This window comes from Streptomyces sp. NPDC041135 (assembly GCF_055592085.1).
Genome location: NZ_JBVIYZ010000002.1, coordinates 325982 through 348197 on the forward strand (window position 1 = coordinate 325982; position 22216 = coordinate 348197).

General features: G+C 70.9%; 19 protein-coding genes. 11 read left to right on the plus strand and 8 right to left on the minus strand.

The window, feature by feature from the left end; all coding sequences use genetic code 11:
* Positions 1–12: 12 nt before the first annotated feature.
* The 5 genes from ACZ6CZ_RS05655 (at position 13) to ACZ6CZ_RS05675 (ending at position 4808) form a co-directional block, all read left to right on the plus strand.
* Entirely contained in the window at positions 13–816 is an 804-nt protein-coding gene (locus ACZ6CZ_RS05655) for an alpha/beta fold hydrolase (RefSeq protein WP_469015213.1), read from the plus strand.
* On the plus strand, positions 816–2180 hold the full coding sequence (locus ACZ6CZ_RS05660; RefSeq protein ID WP_469015215.1) for a PP2C family protein-serine/threonine phosphatase: 1365 nt from the start codon (positions 816–818) through the stop codon (positions 2178–2180). Before ACZ6CZ_RS05655 ends, ACZ6CZ_RS05660 begins: the two co-directional genes overlap by 1 nt.
* Complete coding sequence (locus ACZ6CZ_RS05665; protein WP_469015218.1) at positions 2177–2497, plus strand: STAS domain-containing protein; 321 nt, start codon at positions 2177–2179, stop codon at positions 2495–2497. Before ACZ6CZ_RS05660 ends, ACZ6CZ_RS05665 begins: the two co-directional genes overlap by 4 nt.
* 197 nt (positions 2498–2694) lie before the next feature.
* A complete protein-coding gene (ctaD, locus tag ACZ6CZ_RS05670; RefSeq protein WP_469015221.1) occupies positions 2695–4434 on the plus strand; it encodes an aa3-type cytochrome oxidase subunit I in 1740 nt (579 codons plus the stop codon).
* Entirely contained in the window at positions 4431–4808 is a 378-nt protein-coding gene (locus ACZ6CZ_RS05675; RefSeq protein WP_469015224.1) for a hypothetical protein, read from the plus strand. The genes ctaD and ACZ6CZ_RS05675 overlap by 4 nt, the downstream gene beginning before the upstream one ends.
* Positions 4809–4933: 125 nt before the next feature.
* Here the strand turns inward: ACZ6CZ_RS05675 and ACZ6CZ_RS05680 are convergent, their stop codons facing one another.
* Positions 4934–6028: a PP2C family protein-serine/threonine phosphatase gene (locus ACZ6CZ_RS05680; RefSeq protein WP_469016552.1), complete on the minus strand. Its 1095-nt coding sequence runs from the start codon at positions 6026–6028 to the stop codon at positions 4934–4936.
* A 293-nt stretch (positions 6029–6321) separates the two neighbouring features.
* Positions 6322–8667: a GH92 family glycosyl hydrolase gene (locus tag ACZ6CZ_RS05685; RefSeq protein WP_469015227.1), complete on the minus strand. Its 2346-nt coding sequence runs from the start codon at positions 8665–8667 to the stop codon at positions 6322–6324.
* A gap of 169 nt (positions 8668–8836) precedes the next feature.
* On the opposite strand from ACZ6CZ_RS05685, the gene ACZ6CZ_RS05690 reads away from it, so the two are divergent.
* Entirely contained in the window at positions 8837–9553 is a 717-nt protein-coding gene (locus tag ACZ6CZ_RS05690; protein WP_469015230.1) for a hypothetical protein, read from the plus strand.
* Positions 9554–9612: 59 nt separating this feature from the next.
* On the opposite strand, the gene ACZ6CZ_RS05695 is transcribed toward ACZ6CZ_RS05690, so the two are convergent.
* Positions 9613–9864 carry a helix-turn-helix domain-containing protein gene (locus ACZ6CZ_RS05695; protein WP_469015233.1) on the minus strand — a complete coding sequence of 84 codons (252 nt, stop codon included), beginning with the start codon at positions 9862–9864 and terminating at the stop codon, positions 9613–9615.
* Complete coding sequence (locus ACZ6CZ_RS05700; RefSeq protein ID WP_469015235.1) at positions 9864–10496, minus strand: hypothetical protein; 633 nt, start codon at positions 10494–10496, stop codon at positions 9864–9866. Before ACZ6CZ_RS05700 ends, ACZ6CZ_RS05695 begins: the two co-directional genes overlap by 1 nt.
* A gap of 547 nt (positions 10497–11043) precedes the next feature.
* On the opposite strand from ACZ6CZ_RS05700, the gene ACZ6CZ_RS05705 reads away from it, so the two are divergent.
* Together ACZ6CZ_RS05705 and ACZ6CZ_RS05710 are read left to right on the plus strand one after the other, a co-directional pair.
* On the plus strand, positions 11044–13467 hold the full coding sequence (locus ACZ6CZ_RS05705; protein ID WP_469015238.1) for a proprotein convertase P-domain-containing protein: 2424 nt from the start codon (positions 11044–11046) through the stop codon (positions 13465–13467).
* Between the two features lie 333 nt (positions 13468–13800).
* Positions 13801–14565 carry a hypothetical protein gene (locus tag ACZ6CZ_RS05710; RefSeq protein WP_469015241.1) on the plus strand — a complete coding sequence of 255 codons (765 nt, stop codon included), beginning with the start codon at positions 13801–13803 and terminating at the stop codon, positions 14563–14565.
* Positions 14566–14693: 128 nt separating this feature from the next.
* Here ACZ6CZ_RS05710 and ACZ6CZ_RS05715 read toward each other — a convergent pair whose 3' ends face one another.
* Positions 14694–15482, minus strand: a complete 789-nt coding sequence (locus tag ACZ6CZ_RS05715; protein WP_469016555.1) for an ArsR/SmtB family transcription factor — start codon at positions 15480–15482, stop codon at positions 14694–14696.
* Positions 15483–15817: 335 nt separating this feature from the next.
* On the opposite strand from ACZ6CZ_RS05715, the gene ACZ6CZ_RS05720 reads away from it, so the two are divergent.
* Positions 15818–16021, plus strand: coding sequence for a DUF6417 family protein (locus ACZ6CZ_RS05720; protein ID WP_469015243.1), 204 nt, complete (start codon positions 15818–15820; stop codon positions 16019–16021).
* Here ACZ6CZ_RS05720 and ACZ6CZ_RS05725 read toward each other — a convergent pair.
* Positions 15962–16375 (minus strand): DUF6233 domain-containing protein, encoded by a 414-nt coding sequence (locus ACZ6CZ_RS05725; RefSeq protein ID WP_469015245.1) that lies wholly within the window; start codon positions 16373–16375, stop codon positions 15962–15964. The genes ACZ6CZ_RS05720 and ACZ6CZ_RS05725 overlap by 60 nt on opposite strands.
* An 87-nt stretch (positions 16376–16462) precedes the next feature.
* Here ACZ6CZ_RS05725 and ACZ6CZ_RS05730 point away from each other — a divergent pair, with 87 nt between their 5' ends.
* A complete protein-coding gene (locus ACZ6CZ_RS05730) occupies positions 16463–17476 on the plus strand; it encodes a DNA polymerase Y family protein (RefSeq protein ID WP_469015248.1) in 1014 nt (337 codons plus the stop codon).
* 63 nt (positions 17477–17539) lie between these two features.
* On the opposite strand, the gene ACZ6CZ_RS05735 is transcribed toward ACZ6CZ_RS05730, so the two are convergent.
* Both ACZ6CZ_RS05735 and ACZ6CZ_RS05740 read right to left on the minus strand, forming a co-directional pair.
* Positions 17540–18544 carry a polysaccharide deacetylase family protein gene (locus tag ACZ6CZ_RS05735; RefSeq protein ID WP_469015251.1) on the minus strand — a complete coding sequence of 335 codons (1005 nt, stop codon included), beginning with the start codon at positions 18542–18544 and terminating at the stop codon, positions 17540–17542.
* A 52-nt stretch (positions 18545–18596) separates the two neighbouring features.
* Positions 18597–19712 carry a glycoside hydrolase family 11 protein gene (locus ACZ6CZ_RS05740; protein ID WP_469015254.1) on the minus strand — a complete coding sequence of 372 codons (1116 nt, stop codon included), beginning with the start codon at positions 19710–19712 and terminating at the stop codon, positions 18597–18599.
* Positions 19713–20095: 383 nt separating this feature from the next.
* On the opposite strand from ACZ6CZ_RS05740, the gene ACZ6CZ_RS05745 reads away from it, so the two are divergent.
* Positions 20096–21955 (plus strand): arabinofuranosidase catalytic domain-containing protein, encoded by a 1860-nt coding sequence (locus tag ACZ6CZ_RS05745; RefSeq protein ID WP_469015257.1) that lies wholly within the window; start codon positions 20096–20098, stop codon positions 21953–21955.
* Positions 21956–22216: the final 261 nt, after the last annotated feature.

Consider the following 22216-nt stretch of genomic DNA (forward strand, 5'->3'; position numbering starts at 1 on the left):
AAGATGGTCGGCATGGACATCCAGCGCAGGAACAACGTGACGGTCATCGGTCCCGAGGGCCGCCCGGTGGTGGTGCTTGCGCATGGGTTCGGCTGTGACCAGAACATGTGGCGGCTGATCGTGCCGGCGCTGGCCGAGCGCTACCGGGTGGTGCTGTTCGACTACGTCGGCTCCGGCGGCTCGGACCTGGCGTCGTGGAACGAGGAGCGGTACTCCTCCCTGGAGGGGTACGCCCGGGACGTGGTCGAGGTCTGCGAGGCGTTGAAACTGGAGCGCGCGGTGTTCGTGGGGCACTCGGTCAGTGCCATGGTGGGGGTGCTGGCGGCGCGGGCGGTGCCGGAGCGGATCGGGGCGCTGGTGATGGTGGCGCCCTCGCCCTGCTACATCGACGGTGACGGCTACCGCGGCGGGTTCAGCGCGGAGGACATCGACGAGCTGCTGGCGTCCCTGGAGTCGAACTACCTGGGCTGGTCCTCGGCGATGGCCCCGGTGATCATGGGCAACCCCGACCGCCCGGAGCTGGGCCAGGAGCTGACCAACAGCTTCTGCGCCACCGACCCCGACATCGCCCGGGTCTTCGCCCGCACCACGTTCCTGACCGACAGCCGCGGCGACCTGGCGGGCGTGCGCGTGCCGACCCTGGTACTGGAGTGCGCCCAGGACGCCATCGCACCTCGGGAGGTCGGCGCCTACGTGCACGCCGCGATTCCCGCCTCCCGCCTGGTCACCCTGCCCGCCACCGGCCACTGCCCCCAGCTCAGCGCCCCGGAGGCCACCGCGCAGGCCGTCCTCGACTTCCTGGCGGACCTGCCGTGATGTGCCGTACGGGCGGAGTGCCCGAGCCGTCGGAGACGGGTGAGGAGACGGCCACCGACGCGGTCTTCACCGCACTGCTGGAGGACAGCGCCGAGGAACTGTACGAGGCGGCGCCCTGCGGTTACCTGTCCACGCTGATGGACGGCACCATCGCCAAGATCAACACCACCCTGCTGGACTGGCTGGGGCTGGAACGCGCGGACGTCGTGGGGCGCACGCGCTTCGCCGATCTGCTGACCGTCGGCGGCAGGCTCTACCACGAGACGCACTTCGCCCCGTTGCTGCGCATGCAGGGCGAGCTGCGCGGCATCGCCCTGGAGCTGAAGAAACGGGACGGCGGCCGGCTGCCCGTGCTGGTGTCCTCCGCGGTCAAGCACGGCAGCGAGGGCGAGCCCCTGCTGATCCGCACGACCGTCTTCGACGCCTCCGACCGGCGCGCCTACGAAGAGGAACTGCTGCGCCGCCGCCAGGACGCCGAACGCGCCCGCGCCGAGGCGGAACGCGCCCGCGCCGAGGCGGAACGCGCCCGGGCCGAGGCGGAGGAGGCCCGCCGGCAGGCCGAGGCCGACCGCCGGCGGCTGGCCGACGCCCTCGCCGTGCTCCAGAAGTCCCTGCTGCCCGACACGCTGCCCTCGGTGCCCGGACTGGAGACGGCCGTCTACTACCACACCGCCTCCTCCGACCAGCTCGGCGGCGACTTCTACGACCTGTTCCCCATCGGCGGCGGCCGGTGGGCGTTCTTCCTCGGCGACGTGTGCGGCAAGGGGCCCCAGGCCGCCTCCCTCACCTCGCTGACCCGCTACACCCTGCGCGCCGCCGCCCTGCACGACCCCGAGCCCCACTCCGCGCTGACCACGCTCAACGCCGTCCTGCACGAGCGGTACACGGCCGGCGGCGACCCCCGCTACTGCACCTGCCTGTTCGGCATCCTGGAACCCGGCGGGGACGACGGGCACACCGTCGTACGCCTGGGCTCCGGCGGCCACCCGCCGGCGCTCGTCCTGCGGGCCGACGGCCGGGCGGAGTATCTGCCCACGCCCGGCGGACTGCTCGTCGGCGCCCTGCCCAGGGCCCCCTTCACCACCGCGACGACCACCCTGGCCCCCGGCGACACCCTCCTGCTCTACACCGACGGCCTCACCGAGGCCCGTACCGGCCCCACCCGCGACGGCCTGTACGGCGAGGAGGCGCTGCTCGCCTTCGCCGCGGCGCACGCGCCCGCCGCTCCGCACGCGGTCATCGGCGCGCTGACCGGCCTGCTGGACGGGTTCGGGGACGGCCTCGACGACGACACCGCCCTCCTCGCGCTCGGCGTCCCCGCACACCCGTCCGACACCCTCACGGCTACGAATCACCCACGATGACCCCGCTGCACATCACCCACCACGACGCCGCCGCCGGACCCGTCCTCGGCGTGCGCGGCGAACTCGACTACGCCCAGGCCGCCGACCTCAGGCGCCGGGTCGGCAACCTCGTCCTGAGGCCGGGCCAGTGCCTGGTCCTCGACCTGTCCGGCCTGGAGTTCTGCGACTCCACGGGCATCACCGCCCTGCTCGCCGCACGCCAGCACGCCCAGGCCGCCGACGCCGACATCGTCCTGGCCGCCGTACCGCCCGCCCTGCTGCGCGTCCTCAACCTCGTCGGCCTCGACCAGGTCTTCACGCTCCGCCCCGCCGCCTGACCCGCCCCGCCGCCTGACCCGCTCCGCCGGCCCCGGGCCGCGGCGTCCGCACCAGCACGCGGGACTACTCCGTCCGTGTGTGAGCGTCACGCGTTCGGCCCAGTATCGGCCGCTCAGGGCGTCCGCCCCGCTGCCGTACCGCGAGGATGGCGGGTGACCGACCGGGCGAACGGCGAGTATCGGGAGACACAGGGCTCGTGAGTATCCTCAACCAACCCCAGGGACCCGCGGAAGCGGGGTCCTACTACCAGGACGAGCTGCCGCTACGGCGCCAGCGCCGCGGCGAGGTCGTCGTCAAGTGGCTGACGACCACGGACCACAAGACGATCGGCACGCTGTACCTGTCGACGTCGTTCGGTTTCTTCCTGATCGCCGGCGTCATGGCGCTGCTCATCCGCGCCGAACTGGCCCGGCCGGGCCTGCAGATCCTCTCGAGCGAGCAGTACAACCAGGCGTTCACGATGCACGGCACCGTGATGCTGCTGATGTTCGCGACGCCGCTGTTCGCGGGCTTCACCAACTGGATCATGCCGCTGCAGATCGGCGCGCCCGACGTCGCCTTCCCGCGGCTGAACATGTTCGCCTACTGGCTGTACCTGTTCGGCTCGCTCATCGCGGTCGGCGGCTTCCTCACCCCGCAGGGCGCCGCCGACTTCGGCTGGTTCGCCTACCCGCCCCTGTCGGACGCGATCCGCACCCCCGGCATCGGCGCGAACGTGTGGATCATGGGCCTGGCCTTCTCCGGCTTCGGCACGATCCTCGGCGCGGTCAACTTCATCACGACCATCATCTGCATGCGCGCGCCGGGCATGACGATGTTCCGCATGCCGATCTTCACCTGGAACGTGCTGCTGACCGCCGTGCTCGTCCTGCTGGCCTTCCCGGTGCTGGCGGCTGCCCTGTTCGCCCTGGAGGCGGACCGGCAGTTCGGTGCCCACGTCTACGACGCCGCCAACGGAGGGCCGCTGCTGTGGCAGCACCTCTTCTGGTTCTTCGGGCATCCGGAGGTGTACATCATCGCGCTGCCGTTCTTCGGCATCATCACCGAGGTCATCCCGGTGTTCTCCCGCAAGCCGGTCTTCGGCTACATGGGCCTGGTGGCCGCGACCATCTCCATCGCCGGTCTGTCCGTGACGGTGTGGGCGCACCACATGTTCGTCACGGGTGCCGTGCTGCTGCCGTTCTTCTCCTTCATGACGTTCCTGATCGCCGTCCCGACCGGGGTGAAGTTCTTCAACTGGATCGGCACCATGTGGAAGGGCAGCGTCTCCTTCGAGACCCCGATGCTCTGGGCGACGGGCTTCCTCGTCACCTTCCTCTTCGGCGGCCTGACCGGCGTCATCCTCGCCTCGCCCCCGATGGACTTCCACGTCTCCGACTCGTACTTCGTGGTGGCGCACTTCCACTACGTGGTGTTCGGCACCGTGGTGTTCGCGATGTTCTCCGGCTTCCACTTCTGGTGGCCGAAGTTCACCGGCAAGATGCTCGACGAGCGCCTCGGCAAGATCACCTTCTGGACCCTGTTCGTCGGCTTCCACACCACCTTCCTCGTGCAGCACTGGCTGGGCGCCGAGGGCATGCCGCGCCGGTACGCCGACTACCTGGCGGCCGACGGCTTCACCGCGCTGAACACGGTGTCGACCATCGGCTCGTTCGTGCTGGGCCTGTCGATCCTGCCGTTCCTCTACAACGTGTGGAAGACGGCCAAGTACGGCAAGCCGGTCGGCGTCGACGACCCGTGGGGCTACGGCCGTTCGCTGGAGTGGGCGACCTCCTGCCCGCCGCCGCGGCACAACTTCCTCACCCTGCCACGCATCCGCAGCGAATCCCCGGCGTTCGACCTGCACCACCCCGAGATCGCCCAGCACGAGTACGAGACGAACGTCGGCAAGCGCGACGCCGTGGAGCCGACGGGCAGCGAAGGCGACCGGGCGTGACGTCGCCGAACCACCCCGGCGGCCCACCGGAGCAGCAGTCCGGCCGGCTCGCCAACGAGGTCGAGGGCTATCTCCTGCTCCAGGCCGAGCTGGACCAGGCACAGCGTGAGGCGGCGGCCCTGTGCGCCCGGCTGTCCTGGCTGACCACCGGGCAGGCCGAAGACCTCACCCGGCACTACACCGAGCAGCGCCTCGGGCTGACCCGGCAGGCGCTTCAGGTCACCGCCGACCGGGCCAAGCGCCTGCGCGGCGAGTACGAGGCCCGCTACACGGCCCTGCGGCGCACCCTGCTCAGACGCCACGCCGTCTGCGCGTGCGTGCTGTTCACCTGCTCCACCGCCGCCGGCGCGGCGGTCAGCGTGGCCGGCCGCTGACGCCCCGCGGCGAGCGCGCACGGCACCAGGACGTCACCCGCCGCGGGGCTGCGGGCCGCGGCGGCCGGCGTCCGCTCTCCCGCCGGCCCGGGCCTCGTGCCCGCCGCCCGTCGCCCGCCGCCCCGTCAGCGGTCGGCGGGCGGCACCGGCGGCTCACTCTCCGTCAGGCACGCGACCAGGGCGGCGGTGTCGTCGTCGAGGCGGTGGTGGCTGTAGTCCAGCAGGTCGTGGTGGAGACGGTCGAGCAGCTCCCGGGGCGCCAGCACCTCCCACGAACGCAGGCGCTCCAGCAGGGGATAGAACGAGCCGTTCTCGTCCCGTGTCTCCGTGATGCCGTCCGTGTACAGCAGGAGCTGGTCGCCGGGACGCAAGGGGTAGACGTCCACGTGGTACGGCTCCCCGAGCAGCATGCCCAGGTTCAGCGGGGGCGCCGAGTGACCCGAGTCCAGCTCGCGCAGCTCGCCCGGCCGGATGAGCAGCGGGGGCGGATGGCCGCAGTTGACGACGCGTACGACGCGGCCGTCCGCCGGGATCTCCGCGAAGACGGCGGTGACGAACCGTTCCACGGCCTCGTTGCCCCCCAGCAGCATCGCCCTGCGGTCCATGCTCGTCTCCACGTGGCCCGCCAGGGCCGGGAGATCGGGCTCGTCGTGCGCCGCCTCGCGGAACGCGCCGAGCAGGGCGGCCGCGGTCTCGACGGCCGGCAGGCCCTTGCCGCGGACGTCACCGATGAGCAGCCGGACCCCGTAGCGGGTGGGCACGGCCTCGTAGAGGTCACCGCCGATGCGCGCCTCGGCGGCGGCGGACAGGTACAGGCTCTCCAGCAGGAGGTTGCCGATCCGGTGCGGTACCGGCCGGAGCAGGACCCGCTGGGCGATCTCCGCCACGAAGCGCACATCGGCCAGGGTGCGCTCGCGGCGGACGCGGTGGGCGGCCAGGAGCGTGGCGAGGGTGCCGACCAGGACGGTGCAGACGTAGGCGGCCACGTAGTGGCGGTCCCACAGGTAGCCGACCTCCCGGCCCGCGCAGCACGGCGTGCCGGCCAGCACCCCTTCCAGCAGGAGGGCGAAGACCGTGGTGGCGGCTACGACGAGGGTGCCGTGGGCGAAGGCCGCCACCAGAGGCAGCGCGACCAGCACGAAGCTCACCGGCCACTCCACGGGCGTGAGCGGTTCCAGCAGCAGCAGGGCCACCACGTACAGGACCGGGAGCCATCGCAGCCACAGCGGCGGCGCCGACAGCTGGCGTCCCGTGGAGGTGCCGCCCGCCGGCCACCGGCCGCCACGCTCGTGCCTCACCCGCCACCGCCGGGCGTGGACGCACCGCACGCGGCGGCCGCGGGGCGGGCGCTGCGTGCGGGCGGACGGCATGCCGGACCGTTCGGCCTGTGCGGGCTTGGCACCTGGGACTCCTGTCACACGACCTGGACAGCGTCCCAGCCTGCTGTGCCGCGGCACGGCACACCGGTCATTGCTCCACTTCACGGCATGTTCCGGCGGCCGCCGGGCGAGGGTCAGCCGAGCGCGGGCGGCCCGTCCTGGGCGCCCGTCCCCCAGGGGGACGGTTCGGCGCCGACCGTGAACGCGAGCGACCGCATGCCCCGCAGGTCCCGCGTCGTCAGATACGTCCGGCCGTAGGGGGAGCCGTCGACGCGGGCCGAGCGGATGTAGCGGCTGGAGTCCGACGTGCCCGGAGCCGTCACCGTGAGGGAACCGTGCGGGTAGTAGCGGCGGTCGAGGGTGAGGTCGACCCGGTCGAAGACGGGCGTGGACAGGCCCCAGGTGTCGTAGCCGGGCTGGACCGGGAAGAGGCCGATGGACGACAGCACGTTCCAGGCGGACATGGTCCCGAGGTCGTCGTTGCCGGTCATCCCGGTCGGGGCGTCGGTGAAGAGGGTCAGCGCGGCGTGCACCACGTCGGTGGTCTTCCAGGGCTGCCCGGTGGAGAGGTAGGTGTACGGGGCGATCAGGTCGGGCTCGTTCTGCGGGTTGTACTTGTCCGCGTTGTAGTAGTCGTACGGGCCGTTGACCCAGACCTCGCGGGCGGTCTTCGCGGGGTCCTGCCGCACCTGCTCATACGCGAAGAAGGAGTCCAGCCGGTCGTTGGCCGCCCGGGTGCCGCCGATGAGGCCGACCATGCCGGGCAGGTCCTGCGGCACGAGCCACTGGTACTGCCATGCGGTGCCCTCGTGGAAACCCTCGCCGCGGGCCGGGTCCGCGGGCCCGGTGAAGGCGCCGGAGGTGTCCCGGGCGCGGAAGAAGCCGGTCGAGGCGTCGAAGATCCGGCGGTAGTTCTGGGCGCGCGCGGCGTAGCGGGCGGCGTCCGCGGCATGGCCGAGGTCGCGGGCCATCGCGCCGAGCATCGCGTCCGACAGGGCGTACTCCAGGGTGGCGGAGGCGCCGTGGTCGTAGTCCGAGTCACCGGGCTTGGCGTGCGGGCGGTCCGGTACGTAGGGCGCGAAACCGCCGGCCAGGTATTCCTTGTTGGCCTCGCGGCCCACGGCCGGGGAAGCGGCGGGCGGCACACCGTCGGCGTTCTCGCGCAGCACGCGGTAGGCGCGCTCCTCGTAGCCCGTGAGCAGGCCCTGCTGGTAGGCGTTGGTGAGGAACGGCGTGACCGGGTCGCCGGTCATGATGTTCGTCTCGACCGTGCCGTAACCCCACTTGGGCAGCCAGCCGCTCTCCTCGCCGATGGTGACGACGGAGACGGCCATGTCCCGCGCCTCGCGCGGCGCCAGCAGCGACAGCAGCTGGGACTGGGTGCGGTAGGTGTCCCACAGCGACCAGTTCTGGTAGTAGGTGAAGCCCCGCGCACGGTGGACCCTCTGGTCCCAGCCGGTGTAGCGGCCGTCGACGTCGCTGCCGACGTTGGGCGCGAGGAACGAGCGGTACAGCGACGAGTAGAACGTACGGCGCAGGGTGTCGCTGCCGCCCCGGGCGCGTACGTCGTCCAGCCGGTCCTCCCAGGCCCGCCGGGCGGCGCCCCGGACCTGGTCGAAGGAACGGCCGCCCTCGGCGCGCAGGTTGCGGGCGGCGCCCCGCGCGTCGACGTAGGACAGCGCGGTCGTGGCCTCGACGGTCCGGTCCCTGGTGGTGTCGAAGCGGACGTAGGCGCCGCCGTGCCCGGTGCGGGAACCGGCGGTGACCGCGGCGCCGTCCCAGGTGCCGAACGCGGTGAACGGGCGGTCGAAGCGGGTGATCGTGTAGACGGTGTAGGGCTCGGTGTCCTGGCAGAACCCGCGGCCGGTGATCGCGGTGCGCACGGTCCGTTCGTCGAGCACCTCGACCTCGGTGGACACCGTGCGGTGCAGCGACTGTCCCGCGTCGAGCAGGACGTTGGCCTTGTCGGTGGCGGGGAAGGTGTAGCGCTGCACCCCGGTGCGCGCGGTCGCCGTCAGCTCGGCGCCGATGCCGGTCCTCAGTCCGACCTTGTAGTAGCCGGGGCTCGCCTGCTCCGTGTCGTGGGTGAACTCGGCCTGGTACTTGGCGTTGTCCGTCTCGGTGACGTCCCCGGTGGTCGGCAGCACCGGCAGGTCGCCGCCCAGGCCGCAGCCCACGCCGGAGAGATGGACCAGCGAGAAGCCCCGGATGTGGTTCTGGGCGTAGTCGTAGCCGGTGTTGTGCCCGGTGTCCGGCGAGAACTGCACCATCCCGAAGGGCACGGCCGCGCCCGGATAGGTGTTGCCCTCGTTCTGGGTCCCGATGAACGGGTTGACGAGGTCGGTGAGCCGGCCGTCCGGTCCGGCGGCCTGGGCGGTGGGGGCGGCCAGGGCGGCGCCGAGGAGGGCGGCGGCCGCGACCACCGTCCCGGCCCGGCGTACGCGTCGGGTCCACCGTAGGGGCGGATGGGTCCATCTCATGGGCGGAAGCGCCTCCCCGGAACTTGGACAACGTTGTCAAAACGGGTCCGCCCATTCTTTGCGTTGTCTGTGTACCCGTCAAGAGTCGGGGCGCGTCGCGGAGTTGGCCCGGCCCGCGCGGATAGACTCCGGTGCCCGTTGATCACCGGAGGGGACAGGAGGGCGGGACATGCCGCGAACTCGCACGGAGGCCCGGACCAGGCATCCCCGGCACCAGCGGCGCGGGGAGGCCCGGCTGCCCGCGGTGATCGCCACGCTCCTCGCGATCCTGCTGTACCTGGCCCTGCCGCAGCGGCTGCTGATCGCGCCCCGCTATGTGCTGCCCGCGCTCGAAGTCCTGCTGCTGGTCCCGCTGGTGGCGATCAATCCCCGGCGGCTGACCCGCCAGACCAAGGTGTTCCGCGTCCTGTCGCTCACCCTCGTGGCCCTGATCGCGGCGAGCAACCTGGTGGCGCTGGGCATCCTGATCCACGAGCTGGTGTACGCCGGGGTGAAGGACGGCCGTTCGCTGCTGGTGGCCGCGTTGCAGGTGTGGCTCACCAACATCATCGTCTTCGGCCTCGCGTACTGGGAACTGGACCGGGGTGGCCCCGTCAGCCGCACCCAGGCGCCGCGCGAGGCCCTGCCCCTGGCGGACTTCCGCTTCTCGCAGGACGAGAACGACGACGCCGTCCAGGAGGTCGCCGACGGCGCCAGCGGCGCGTCCGACTGGGTGCCCACGCTGGTGGACTACGTCTACGTGTCCGTCACCAACTCCACGGCGTTCAGCCCGACCGACACCATGCCGTTGTCGACCCGCGCCAAGCTCATGATGAGCGTCCAGAGCGTCTCCGCCCTCCTCACCTCGCTGCTGGTGATCGCACGGGCCGTCAGCATCCTGCACTGAGGCGGGCGCCGGAAGCCGCGGAGCCTCGACGGGCCCCGCGGGCAACACCGTCGCCGTGCCTACCGGGGTCCGTCGGGGCCGGGTCCGGGGCGGTAGCTGAGCAGGTCCCCAGGCTGGCACCGGAGCACCTCGCAGATCCGGGTGAGGGTGGTGAACCGGATGGCCTTGGCGCGCCCGTTCTTGAGCACGGACAGATTGACGTTGGTGACTCCGACGCGGGCGGCGAGTTCGGTGACGGTCATGCCGCGTTCGCTGAGCAGCCGGTCCAGGTGAACCTCGATGTGATGGCCCTCGTGGTCGTCGGCGTTCATCAGACGACTCCTTCGAGGTCTTCGCGCATGGCCGTGCCCACCCGGGTGATCCGCGCGAAGGTGAGCAGGCCGAGGCCGGTCAGCACGGCCAGGTAGGGCGGTGTCCACAGCCCCAGCCAGGCCCCGGCCGTGAAGTCCGAGTCGTCGGTGAGGGCCGCGAGCAGCGCCGCCCGGGCGTTGGCCTCGGCGATCTCGGCGACCAGGCTCCCGGCCAGCAGCCACCAGCCCAGCAGCCGGAGCCGGGAGGCCGTCCGCGCGGTGTGCACGCCCTCCCGCACCGCGCCCTGCAACAGCCGGTGCAGCAGGAAGAGGCCGCTGATGAGCAGCAACGTCGACGGCAGCGAGCCGAGTTGGTGCAGCAGGCTCAGACCCGCGCCGGGCGACTCGGCGCAGTAGCGGGGCACCGCGTCGACCTGGGTGCCGCCGGCGGGGGCGAGGGCGAGGTCGGTGGCGATCCGGGTGCCCGTGGTGGAGACGGTGGTCGAGGAGTCGGTGACGCAGACGACGGCGTCCCCCCAACTGCCCCGGACGACCCGGAGGACGAGCCCTGCCACCAGCAGCGCCGACAGGACGCGCAGCACGGTGGACACGACGGTGGCCATGGGTTCGAGCAGCTTGCGGTCTTCGGACATGACGACCCGCCTTATCGTTTTTCGATGTTATCGAGAAACGATAAGGCGGACGGGCCGTGGAGGCAACTCCGTGACGTGCAGGGGCGGCCCGGCGGAGCCGAGGGGGCCCCGCCGGGCTCGAGGGGGCGGTCGTGGCGGGCTCCGAGGGGCGGTCGCGGCGGGCGTGCGGGCTTTTCGGGCATGTCGTCGCGTGATCCTCAATTGAAGCTCAAATGAATCTCGAATGCTCGCTCGGCGCCCGCCCGCATGGAAGGATCATGGTTGCGCGGGGCCGCCCGAGAGAGAAGGCGGGGCCGCTTGTAGGGGGGCGCGGGCAGAGCTGGATGCAATGCCTTCATTTCACGCATGGGCGCTTTCCCTGCTGTCTTGGTTCGGTTCGTGTTCTTATCCACGCAGCGGAGGCAGTAGATATGCGTACGGCACGGCTTCTGAGCACCGACGTCGGCTGATTTCCGGCAGGACCTTAATTGTCCGCTCTTGACGGACCGAATTCACCATTTCATACGCATGCGGAATCAGTCATGCCTGTCGACCTTTTGAGAGTGACATGAAGAGACGGATATGGACGACGGTCGTCACCACGGTGATGACCGTGACTCTCGGCGCGATCCCGGCCCATGCCGCCGCGTCGGCGAGCACCTCGGCGGCGTCCGGCACCGCCGGGACGGCCACGGCGGACGGTGACCCGGTGGACCCGCCGCTGTACGACGAGACGGCCGAGGGCGACACCGTCCGGGTCATCGTCGTCACCGACAGCCGCGACGACCTCTCCAGCGCCGCGTCCGCCGGTCAGACGGTGATGTCGTACGCGACCCTGCCGATGGTCACCCTCAGGGTCGACAGGAACGGTCTCGACGAACTGGCCGCCCAGGACGGCGTCGTCAGCGTCACCGAGGACGAACTGTCCGCACCGACCCTGGACGAGAGCATTCCGCTCATCGGGGCCGACGACGCCCACAAGGCCGGCAAGACCGGCCGGGGCAGCGCGATCGCGGTCATCGACACCGGTGTCGCCACCAGCCATCCGTTCCTGAAGGACCGGATCGTCGCCGAGGCCTGCTTCTCGCCCATCGACACCGCGTACGGCGCCACCAGCCTCTGCGGCAACGGCGCGGCCACCCAGGAGGGCACCGGCGCCGCCAACTCCGCCGCCGGGGGGTGCGCCACCCTCGAGGGCTGCGACCACGGCACCCACGTCGCCGGTATCGCCGCCGGTGACGGCACCGGGATCAGCGGGGCGCCCGCCACCGGAGTCGCGCCCGGCGCCGGGATCGTCGCCATGCAGGTCTTCAGCAAGCTCAACTCCGCGCAGTACTGCGGCTCCGCCGCCGCCACCCCGTGCGTGCGCAGCTTCACCAGCGCCCAGATCGCGGCCCTGGAGAAGGTGTGGCAGCTCCGGCAGGCCGGCACCCCGATCGTCGCCGCCAACCTCAGCCTCGGGTCGGCGAGCTACACCTCCGCGTGCACGAAGGACGCCCGCAAGGCGGTCATCGACAAGCTCTACGACGCGGGCGTCGCCACCGTGGTCGCCGCCGGGAACAACGGCCTGAGCACCGCCGTCAACGCCCCCGCCTGCGTCCCCAACGCCGTCTCCGTCGGCGCCACCACGGACGACGACGAGATCGCCTCCTTCTCCAACCACGGCCCGCTGCTGGACCTGTTCGCCCCCGGCAACGGCATCGTCTCCTCCGTGCCCGGTGGCGGTTACGACTCCAAGAGCGGCACCTCCATGGCCGCTCCGCACGTCACCGGCGCCCTCGCCGTCCTCCGCCAGGCCTACCCCACCGAGGGTCTGCCCGGCCTGGTGTCCCTGCTGGCCACCACCGGAAAGGCCGTCACCGACGAGGCGGGCGTCAGCATCCCCCGGATCAACGTCGGCAAGGCCGCAGCGGCGGTCGACGAGAAGCCCGAGGGCGACAAGAAGCCCCGCGCCTTCCAGGTCGACAACGACAAGGACGTGGCCATCCCCGACGCGCCGGCAGGCTCATCGGCCGGCACTCCGGTCACCTCCTCGGTGACCGTGAGCGGATACCCGGGCAACGCGCCGAAGAATCTGAAGGCGTACGTCAACATCACCCACCCCTACCGCGGCGACGTCAAGCTGGACCTCGTCTCGCCCACCGGTTCGACCTACCCGCTCAAGAGCGCCGGCGCCACCGACGGCGCCGACGACATCGTCGAGACGTACACGGTCGACGCCTCCGCCGCACCGGCGGACGGCGAGTGGAAACTGCGGATGACGGACACCGACGACGGGGACGCGGGCACGCTGACCACGTGGTCGCTGATCTTCCCGACCCCGTTCGAGTCGACGGCGAACCAGGTCATCCCCGACACCGGCACCCTGAACTCCACCATCGCCGTCTCGGGGATCGACGGCAACGCCGCCGGTCCGCTCCAGGTGTACGCCGACCTCACGCACACCCGGATCGGTGACCTCCGGCTCACCCTGACCAGCCCGAACGGCACGTCGTACCCGCTCAAGCCGTACGGTTCCGAGGCGGGCGGCATCCTCCGCACGACGTACGGGGTGGACGCCACCGATTCGGTCGCCAACGGCACGTGGACGCTGAAGGTCACCGACTCGGCCGGCGGCTCCACGGGTTCGCTCGCGGGCTGGTCGCTGGGGTTCCCGTCGTACGAGAACCAGACCGTGAAGGCCATCCCGGACAAGGACTACGTGGAGATCTGGACCAAGACCGCCGGGCTGTCCGGCGTCGGCTCCGCCAAGCTCCAGGTGTACGTGCACGTCGAGCACGAGTACCTGGGTGACCTCAAGATCGACCTGATCGCGCCCGACGGTTCCATGCACCCCCTGCGGGACAACGGCGAGGAGCCCGGCGGCACCCTCAAGGAGGTGTACACGGTCGACGCGACCGACCTGCCGGTCAACGGCTGGTGGAAGCTGCGCGTCGACGACGTGGGCGCCGGCGACACCGGCACGGTCGACAACTTCGTCGTTCGGTTCTGACCCGCACGACGGCTCGCAGAAGCCCCCGCACCCGACCAGGTGCGGGGGTTTGCCGCATTTACGCGCCTGCCGCCACGAGTCACCTGCCCGGGTCGCCCCTCCCGAGTCAAGCCGAATTAAAGCTCAATTAAAGCTCAAATATAGCGGGAGGGTCTCCTCGGGCGCGTGTCTTTATGGAAAGATCATGGGTGAGCGGGAAAGCCGGGGAGGAAATGGCGTAACCGCTTGTAGGGGGGCGCAGACATTGCCTGAAAGTAATGTCTCCACTTATTGATCGCGCGCTTTCCCTGCTGCTCTGTCGATTCGTGTTTTCTCATAACGGAGGCAGTAGATATGCGTAAGACCGTGAAGCTGACCAGCAGGAGACTCGCCGGAATGGCCGCCGTCACCGCCGCGGCCCTCACCATGGCCGCCCTGCCGGCGACCGCGTTCGCCGAGGACGGGGCCGGTACCACCCCGGCGTCGTACGAGGCCTACCTCGTGGAGCAGGTCGAGCTGGGCGACTCGGACGCCCAGCGGACGCTGGACGAGTTCCAGGAGCTTTCCGACTCCGAGCAGGAGCAGTTCGTCGACTACATCGACGACCCGCAGCGCGGCCAGGAGCTGGGCGACTTCCTCTCGGACGTCACCGACGTCGACTCCATCGACGAGGAGGCGTACGACACCGAGCTGACCAAGACCAGCGAGGACGGCGACGTCGTCCTGGAGGCGACGACCGGCATCGATTCGGTCCAGACCCCTCCCACGACCGACGAGGAGCTGTCCGACCCGTCGGCGCGGTACTACGACTGGAACGCCTGGTACAAGGTCTCCGACAAGGTCCTCGGCGTCACGGTCACGACGGTGAGGATCGGGATCAACTACCGTACGACCTCGTCCCGCGTCGTCAAGGTCTACAGCAGCTACGCCTCCCACACGAACCGTGTGCCGTACCTGTCGTACTCCCACAGCCCGGTCAGGGAGTGGATCTCCGCGGACCCGGCGAACAACGCCACCGCCGAGACGATCTGGCAGGGCGATTGGCACGGCATCGCCTGGGACGGCCGCCAGCGCGTCTGGGCCGACCAAAGCGGTTTCAAGGGTGGCTACCTCAAGTAGGCACCACCGAGCCGGCATCGCGGCACCCCTGAGCCGGCCGGACCGGGCGGAGACGCCCGGTCCGGCCGGCTCCGCCGCGTGCACGGACGGGTGGCGCGCCGCGGACGGACGCGCTCGCGACGGCCGGCTCAGGTGTGGGCGCGGTGCATCTCCCAGGGGGCCTGCGGGAGGACCTCGCCGGTCTCCAGCAGCGACTTGAGGTTCGCCAGCACGGCAGGCCAGCCGTGCGAGATGCCGTCCAGCATCTCCCGGTTCGGCAGGTTCTCGTGGGTCACGGTGAGGCGGACGATGTCCTCGTGGGGTTCGACGAGGAAGGTCACTACCGACTGCGGGCGCGGGGAGCCGGGGTCGGGCGCGTCGTCGAAGGTGATGACCAGCCGGGTCGGGGGATCGGTCTCCAGGACGCGGCCGACCACGTCGACGACCCCCGAGCCGTCGGCGCGCCGGTGCTCCCAGGCGGAGCCCGGCTGCCAGTCCGAGACGTTGGCGTGCCCCCAGTAGCGTGCCGTCAGGTCGGCGTCCGTCAGGGCCCGCCACACCTGCTCGGCGCTCGCCCGGATGTAGGTGACGTAGACGTACGTCGGTACGGATGTGGGTGCGTCGGTCATGGCGTACTCCTCTGCCTGGTGCTTGATGGCGCCGAGGGCCCGCAGGCGGGGCCGGTCGAACCCCGAGATCCAGCGCTCCTCGATCTCGTGGATGGGTGCCGGGTTCAGGTAGTGCAGGCGTTCCCGCCCGCGTCTGACGACGGTCACGAGGCCGGCCCGTACGAGGACGTCGAGATGCTGCGTCGCCGACTGGCGGGCCATGTCCAGCTCCTCGCACAGCCCGCGCAGGGTCTGGCCGTCGTTCCGGCGCAGCCGGTCGAGCAGGAGGCGCCGGGTGGGATCGGCCAGCGCCCGGAAGACCGCGTCCAGGGTGGTCTCTTCTGGGCTCACGCCTCCATTGTGCAGGCAATCACCTGCCTATTGTCAAGGGCAGGCAGTTGCCTGCCTGTGCGGGGTGCCGTTCCCCGTCCGGGCGCAGGGGGACCCCGGTCGCGCCGTGCGGCGGGCGGAATGCCCGGGGGCGGGGGAGGATGTGAGTGCGGGCCTCCGTTCCGAGATTCCCCCCCCGAGCCGGGGCGGGGGCCCGCCCTGACGGCGTGCGGTGCCGTCCTCCCGCGGCCGTCGTCGCCCCTCCGCCTTGTTCGCGCCGTCTTTTCTGCCCGTGGTCCGCGTGAGCGGAGAGCGGCTGGGTACGTTGCCCCACCATGGACGGCTACGAGCACTTCGACCTGGACCTGATCGACTTCACGCCCCTGGCGGGCACCGCCGAACGGCTGGCCGGGCTGAGCGCGGAGGAGTCGTACGACCTGCTGGCACTGCTGGGGGTCGCCGCGGAGGACGGTCCGCTGTCACCCGAGGCGGACTGCCTCGCGCGCGAGATCGCGGCACGGGTGCCGTCGCGGAACTGAGCGCGCGGGGCCGGCTAAGTCCAGGATGCCCAGCCGGTTCTCGGGCCGGCAGTGGGTGCAGGACCGCAGGCCGGTGACCAGCAGGCGGCGGGCTTCCTCCCGGTCGACCGGGAGGCGCCGGCTGCCCGCCAGATGACAGTCGCCTGCGTGCACCCGCACCGGCGGATGCCCCGCGCCGATGCCGAGTTCCACGATCCACTCCGGCGGCCGGGGGCGCCGCTGCCGGCCCCGCTCCCGCTCGGCCTGCCGTTCGGTGATGGCCTCGATCTTGCGGTCGATACGTGCCAGCCACATCGCGTGCCACACCCGGAGGGTGTGCAGGCGCTCCAGATCGGGCGGCAGGTCATCGAACATGTTTTTGATTCTAGACGCTTGATCACCCACTCCGCACTCGCGTGTTCGATTTTCTGTTCGATATGGTGGTGGCAGGAGGTGGACGTGATGCACGCGGACGCAGAGGGCCCCGGTCAGCCGACGGTGATGCATGTGCGCTGCCCGGACCGGCTGGCGCAGGAGACCTACCGGCAGGTGCTGGAGCTGCTGGCCGGCCTCTCCCCGGTGGTCCAGGCGCTGCCCCCGGCCGCGGCCCTGGTCGAACTCAAGGGGGCCCTGCGCTACCACCACACCGACGCCCGCCGCCTCGGAGAGGTGCTGCGCGTGCGTGCCATCTCCCGCCTCGGCGTCGACGTCCGCGTGGGCATCGGCCCGACCGTCACCGTCGCGGCCACCGCCTCCGGCCGGGTCGACCGGCCCGGCGGTGTCCTCGCCGTCGACCCCGGCCACGCCGCGCGGTGGCTGGCCCCGCTGCCGGTGGAGGCCCTGCACGGCATCGGCCCCCGCCAGGCGGCGGCCCTGCGGGACTACGGCATCCACAGCGTCGGGCTGCTCGCCGCCGTGCCGGCCGGTACCGTCCAGCGGCTGCTCGGCGGGAAGGCCGGCCGCCTCGCCGCCGACCGGGCGCGCGGCATCGACCCCCGTCCCGTCGTCCCCCGCGCCCTGCCCGCCTCCGCCTCGGCGCGCCGCACCTTCGACCGTCACACCCTCGACGGCGCCGACGTCCGCGCCGCCCTGCTCGACCTCGTCGTCCAGCTCGGCCGCCTGCTGCGCACCCGCGGCCAGGCCGCCCGCGCCCTCACCCTGGGCCTGCGCTTCGCCGGCGGCACGGGCTGGGAGCGTACCCGCCGTCTGCCGGAGCCGTCCGGTCACGACGAGGACCTGCGCCTGGTCGCCTACCAGCTGATGGACGCCGCCGGACTGCAACGCGGCCGGCTCACCGGCCTGGTCCTCACCGGCGAGGACCTCATCGACGCCGACCGGACCGCGCGGCAGATCAGCCTCGACCACGCCCGTGAGGCCCGGCTGGTCGCCGAGGCGGCGATGGACCGCATCCGCGACAAATTCGGTGCCACGGCCGTCGGCCCGGCGGCCACGGCACCCCTGCACCGCGCGTCCTGACCGGGACGCGGCAGTGCGGCGCGACGGCCATGGCCGCCGCGCCGCGGAGGGGACCCGCCGGTGTCAGCTCGCGGTGCAGGAGACGGTGGGCCAGGTCCAGTTGCCGTTGTGCTGGATGGTGACGCCCCAGTTGTTGCCGCTGCCGTTGGGTTTGGCGGTGAGTACCTGGGCGCTGGGGTAGCTGGCGCTGATGTTCCAGGTGGAGAGGATCTTGGCGGGGGAGGGGACGTTCATGGTGACGGTCCAGTTGCTGGAGCCGGTGACGGAGACGTTGAGGTTGTAGCGGTCGCTCCACTGCTGCCCCGCGGACAGGGTCGCCGTGCAGCTGCTGTCACCGCCACCGCCGCCGCCACCGCCGCCTCCGCCCGTGCCGCCTCCGTCGGGCGCCACCGCGCGGCCGGTCTGCGGCGAGATCATCCCGGCGCACAGACCGCGGGCGGCCAGCCCCTGCGCGATGCGGGGGATGGCGGCGATGGTGTTGGCGGGCCAGTCGTGCATGAGGATGATCTGGCCGTTGGTGAGCCGGCCGGCGGCCTGGACGATCGCGTCGGTGCTCGCGCCGTTCCAGTCCTGCGAGTCGACGTCCCAGATGATCTCGGTCAGGCCGTACTTGGCCTCGACCGCCTTCAGCGTCGCGTTGGTCTCGCCGTACGGCGGGCGGAACAGCTTCGGCGTGCCGCCGCCCGCGCCGGAGATGGCCTGCTGCGTGCGGGAGATCTCGGAGTCGATCGTGGCCTGGCTCTGCTGGGTGAGGTGCGGGTGGGTGTAGCTGTGGTTGCCGACCCACATGCCGGCGTCGACCTGGGCCCGTACCTGGGCGGGGTTGGCGGCGGCGTACTGGCCCTCGTTGAACATAGTGGCCCGCAGCCCGTTCTGCTTGAGCGTGCTGAGCAGCGTCGAGGTGGTGCTGGACGGGCCGTCGTCGAAGGTGAGTCCGACGTAACCGTTGCAGGTGGCGGCCTGGGCCGGGGCGGCGGTGCCGACCGTGAGGGTGCCCGCGGCGACCGTCGCCATGACGGCGAGCCTGGTGACCAGGGAGCGTGTCGAGCGGTGCGGTCCGGTTCTCATGCCGGGAAGTCCTCCAGCTGGGGCGGTGGGTGGGGGTGGACGCCGGATCACGTCAGCTCGCGGTGCAGGAGACGGTGGGCCAGGTCCAGTTGCCGTTGTGCTGGATGGTGACGCCCCAGTTGTTGCCGCTGCCGTTGGGTTTGGCGGTGAGTACCTGGGCGCTGGGGTAGCTGGCGCTGATGTTCCAGGTGGAGAGGATCTTGGCGGGGGAGGGGACGTTCATGGTGACGGTCCAGTTGCTGGAGCCGGTGACGGAGACGTTGAGGTTGTAGCGGTCGCTCCACTGCTGCCCCGCGGACAGGGTCGCCGTGCATCCGCCGCCACCTCCGCCGGTGCTGCCGCCGGTGCCGCCCGTGGTCCCTCCGGTACTTCCTCCCGTGGTCCCTCCGGTGCTGCCGCCCGTGCTGGTTCCGCCGGTGCTGCTGCCACCGGTGCTGCCGCCCGAACCGGTGTCACCCACCGTGATGTTGGAGTTCCCGCTGCTCTGGTATCCCTCGGTGGCGAGGATCATGTAGTAGTTGAAGCTGCCCATCCGCATCCCGTAGCGGGCCCAGGCGTCGAAGTGGTTGCCGGTGGTGATGGTGCCGCCCGTGCGCTTGGACTGCCGCACGCTCCAGTACTGGTCGAAGGTCTTGGTGCCTTCCACGGAGGGGGCGTTGTACCGGGTCGTCTTGTAGATGTCGTAGGTGCCGCCGTCACTGCTGACCGTGCCCATGAACGTACCGGTGGGCCGGTAGGTGCCCCAGTTGTCGACGATGTAGTACTCGACGAGCGGGTTGGACGTCCATCCGTAGAGGGACAGGTAGGCGTTCCCGGACGGGTTGAACGTGCCCGAGTAGGTGACACTCCGGCGTCCGCCGTTGCTCCAGCCCTTGCCGGCCACGAAGTTGCCGGTGTTGTTCCACGAGGTGCTGTAGTTGCCGCCGGAGCCCAGGTTCATGGAGACCGTGCCGGGCGAATCGGTCCAGAACGAGTAGTAGTAGCCGTTGTTGGTGCCGGTCTGGTTGGAGTTCACGACCGTGTCGGCCTGCGCGGTGCCGGGCAGGGTCAGCGCGGCGACGGCGACCAGGACGGTCGTACAGACGGTGCCGAGGAACAGCTTGAAGCGGCCGAGCGGCCGGAACCGGCCACCTCTGTGATGGGTGGGGGATGCGGGTGCGTGGGTCATGGGCGTGCTTCCTCCTCGTCCTCGTGCGTCAGGTGGGAGATCGGGCAACGGCGCCAGTGTTGGTCTGGCCCTGTCAACTGTCAACTGTTTCGGCAATGATTGCGAAACATTCGATCAACCTTGGCGTCGCATCTGCTGAAAAGAGACTGGTCAGATTGGCTATGCGGCGAGGAAGGAAAGTGTTGATCGAAAGAGGCAAGAAGGATCAGGGTCAATCGGTGATCACTTTCACCGAATGTTTCGAAACATTTTCCGACGCGCGTAGAAGGAGCTTCCTTCGACAGATTCAAAAGGAAAGAAACAAATATTGACGCCCTCGAACAGGATGCGTAGGTTCCCCGCCGATCGAAGCGCCTCGCAGTGTCATCGACGACGGGATTGTCATGTATGCGCCACTATTAGGTCCGGTTCGCCGGACCGCCAGGATCGTCGGGGCCGTGGTGTCGGCCCTCGGCCTCGCCCTGGCCGCCCTGATCGGCTTCCCCGCCCTGTCGCACGCGGCCGGCTCCCTGCCGTGCGACATCTACGGCGGCGCGGGCACCCCCTGTGTGGCCGCGCACAGCACGGTGCGCGCCCTCTACGGCTCGTACAACGGGCCCCTCTACCAGGTCACCCGTGCCTCGGACGGGGCCGCCACCGACATCGGGCTGCTGGCCCAGGGCGGTTACGCGAACGCCGAGCGCCAGGACACGTTCTGCGCGAACACCACCTGCCGCATTTCGAAGATCTACGACCAGAGCCCCCGGCACAACGACCTCACGCCGGGACCCGCGGGGACCGCCGGCATGGGCGCCGACCGCGGGGCCGACGCCGGCGAACTGGCCGTCACCGCCGGCGGCCACAAGGTGTACGGCGTGTGGATCTCCCCGGGCGTCGGCTACCGGTACACCGGCGTCGCCTCGGGAGTCGCCGTCGACGGCCGGCCCGAGGGCGCCTACATGGTGGCCAGCGGCACGCACGTCGGCTCCGACTGCTGCTTCGACTACGGCAACGCGGAGAGCACCCCGGCCGACACCGGCAACGGTCACATGGACGCCGTGAGCATCGCCACCACCTGCTACTTCGCCCCCTGCACCGGCGCGGGACCGTGGGTCGAGGCCGACCTGGAGAACGGCATGTTCCAGGGCGACAACGGCTCGAACACCGCCAACCGCGGCAACAGCAGCCCCTTCGTCACCGCGGTCCTCAAGAACAACGGCCAGACCCGCTACGCCCTCAAGGGCGGCGACTCCCAGTCCGGCGCGCTGTCGACGTGGTGGGACGGGGCCCTGCCCACGCGCGGCGGCTACCAGCCCATGCACCAGGAGGGCGGCATCATCCTCGGCACGGGCGGCGACAACAGCAACTGGAACCGGGGCACGTTCTTCGAGGGCGTGATGGTCGCGGGATACCCGACCGACGCCGCCGAGAACGCGGTCCAGGCGAACGTCGTCTCGGTCGGGTACGCCGGTGAGACGAACGTGCCCAACGGTCCCCAGGGGACGATCACGGGCCCCGGCGGCAAGTGCGTGGACGTCGCCGCCGACGACACCGGCGGCAACGGCGCGGCCGTCCAGCTGTGGGACTGCCAGTCGTACGCCGAGGACCAGCACTGGACGCACAATCCCGACGGTTCCCTGTCGACGATCGGGCGGTGCCTGGACGTCGTCGGCAACGGTACGGCGAACGGTGCCAAGCTGGAGCTGTGGGACTGCAACGGCGTCGGCGGGCAGAAGTGGGTCCAGCAGGCGGACGGTTCGCTGCGCAATCCGCAGTCGGGGCGCTGCCTCGACTCGCCCAGCGGTGCGACCGCCAACGGCACCCGGTTGCAGATCTGGGACTGCAACGCCTCCGCCGCCCAGAAGTTCTCCGTGAACGGCGGCGGCATGGTGACCGCGACCGGCGGCAAGTGCGTGGACGTCGCCGCCGACGACACCGGCGGCAACGGCGCGGCCGTCCAGCTGTGGGACTGCCAGTCCTACGCGGCGGACCAGCACTGGACGCACCGCGCGGACGGTTCTCTGTCGACGATCGGGCGGTGCCTGGACGTCGTCGGCAACGGTACGGCGAACGGTGCCAAGCTGGAGCTGTGGGACTGCAACGGGGTCGGCGGGCAGAAGTGGGAGCAGCAGGCGGACGGTTCGCTGCGCAATCCGCAGTCGGGGCGCTGCCTAGACTCGCCCAGCGGCGCGACCGCCAACGGCACCCGGTTGCAGATCTGGGACTGCAACGGCTCGGCCGCCCAGAAGTTCACGCTCGGCTGAGCACCGCCGCCCGGGCACCGGCGGCGGGACGCCTCCCCGCCCCGACGGCGCCCGGGCGGCATGCGCGCGCCGCCGTGAACCCGGCCGCGGGCCTGCTGCCGATGGACTCCTTGTCACGACTGTCCGTCCCATGTATAACGTTGTAAATCGACGCGAAGCGGTTCGGCGCACCAGCGCACGACAGCGTGCGCAAGGGTCGGCGCACGGCTCACGGCGGCGGTACCGGACCCGCACCGGTCACCCGGGGGCCGGGCCGCTCGG

Coding starts and splice junctions, on each gene's coding strand:
- ACZ6CZ_RS05655 (WP_469015213.1), top strand. CDS start 13: ATGGACATCCAGCGCAGGAACAACGTGACGGTCATCGGTCCCGAGGGC.
- ACZ6CZ_RS05660 (WP_469015215.1), top strand. CDS start 816: ATGTGCCGTACGGGCGGAGTGCCCGAGCCGTCGGAGACGGGTGAGGAG.
- ACZ6CZ_RS05665 (WP_469015218.1), top strand. CDS start 2,177: ATGACCCCGCTGCACATCACCCACCACGACGCCGCCGCCGGACCCGTC.
- ACZ6CZ_RS05685 (WP_469015227.1), bottom strand. CDS start 8,667: ATGAGATGGACCCATCCGCCCCTACGGTGGACCCGACGCGTACGCCGG.
- ACZ6CZ_RS05690 (WP_469015230.1), top strand. CDS start 8,837: ATGCCGCGAACTCGCACGGAGGCCCGGACCAGGCATCCCCGGCACCAG.
- ACZ6CZ_RS05695 (WP_469015233.1), bottom strand. CDS start 9,864: ATGAACGCCGACGACCACGAGGGCCATCACATCGAGGTTCACCTGGAC.
- ACZ6CZ_RS05700 (WP_469015235.1), bottom strand. CDS start 10,496: ATGTCCGAAGACCGCAAGCTGCTCGAACCCATGGCCACCGTCGTGTCC.
- ACZ6CZ_RS05705 (WP_469015238.1), top strand. CDS start 11,044: ATGAAGAGACGGATATGGACGACGGTCGTCACCACGGTGATGACCGTG.
- ACZ6CZ_RS05710 (WP_469015241.1), top strand. CDS start 13,801: ATGCGTAAGACCGTGAAGCTGACCAGCAGGAGACTCGCCGGAATGGCC.
- ACZ6CZ_RS05720 (WP_469015243.1), top strand. CDS start 15,818: ATGGACGGCTACGAGCACTTCGACCTGGACCTGATCGACTTCACGCCC.
- ACZ6CZ_RS05725 (WP_469015245.1), bottom strand. CDS start 16,375: ATGTTCGATGACCTGCCGCCCGATCTGGAGCGCCTGCACACCCTCCGG.
- ACZ6CZ_RS05730 (WP_469015248.1), top strand. CDS start 16,463: ATGCACGCGGACGCAGAGGGCCCCGGTCAGCCGACGGTGATGCATGTG.
- ACZ6CZ_RS05735 (WP_469015251.1), bottom strand. CDS start 18,544: ATGAGAACCGGACCGCACCGCTCGACACGCTCCCTGGTCACCAGGCTC.
- ACZ6CZ_RS05740 (WP_469015254.1), bottom strand. CDS start 19,712: ATGACCCACGCACCCGCATCCCCCACCCATCACAGAGGTGGCCGGTTC.
- ACZ6CZ_RS05745 (WP_469015257.1), top strand. CDS start 20,096: ATGTATGCGCCACTATTAGGTCCGGTTCGCCGGACCGCCAGGATCGTC.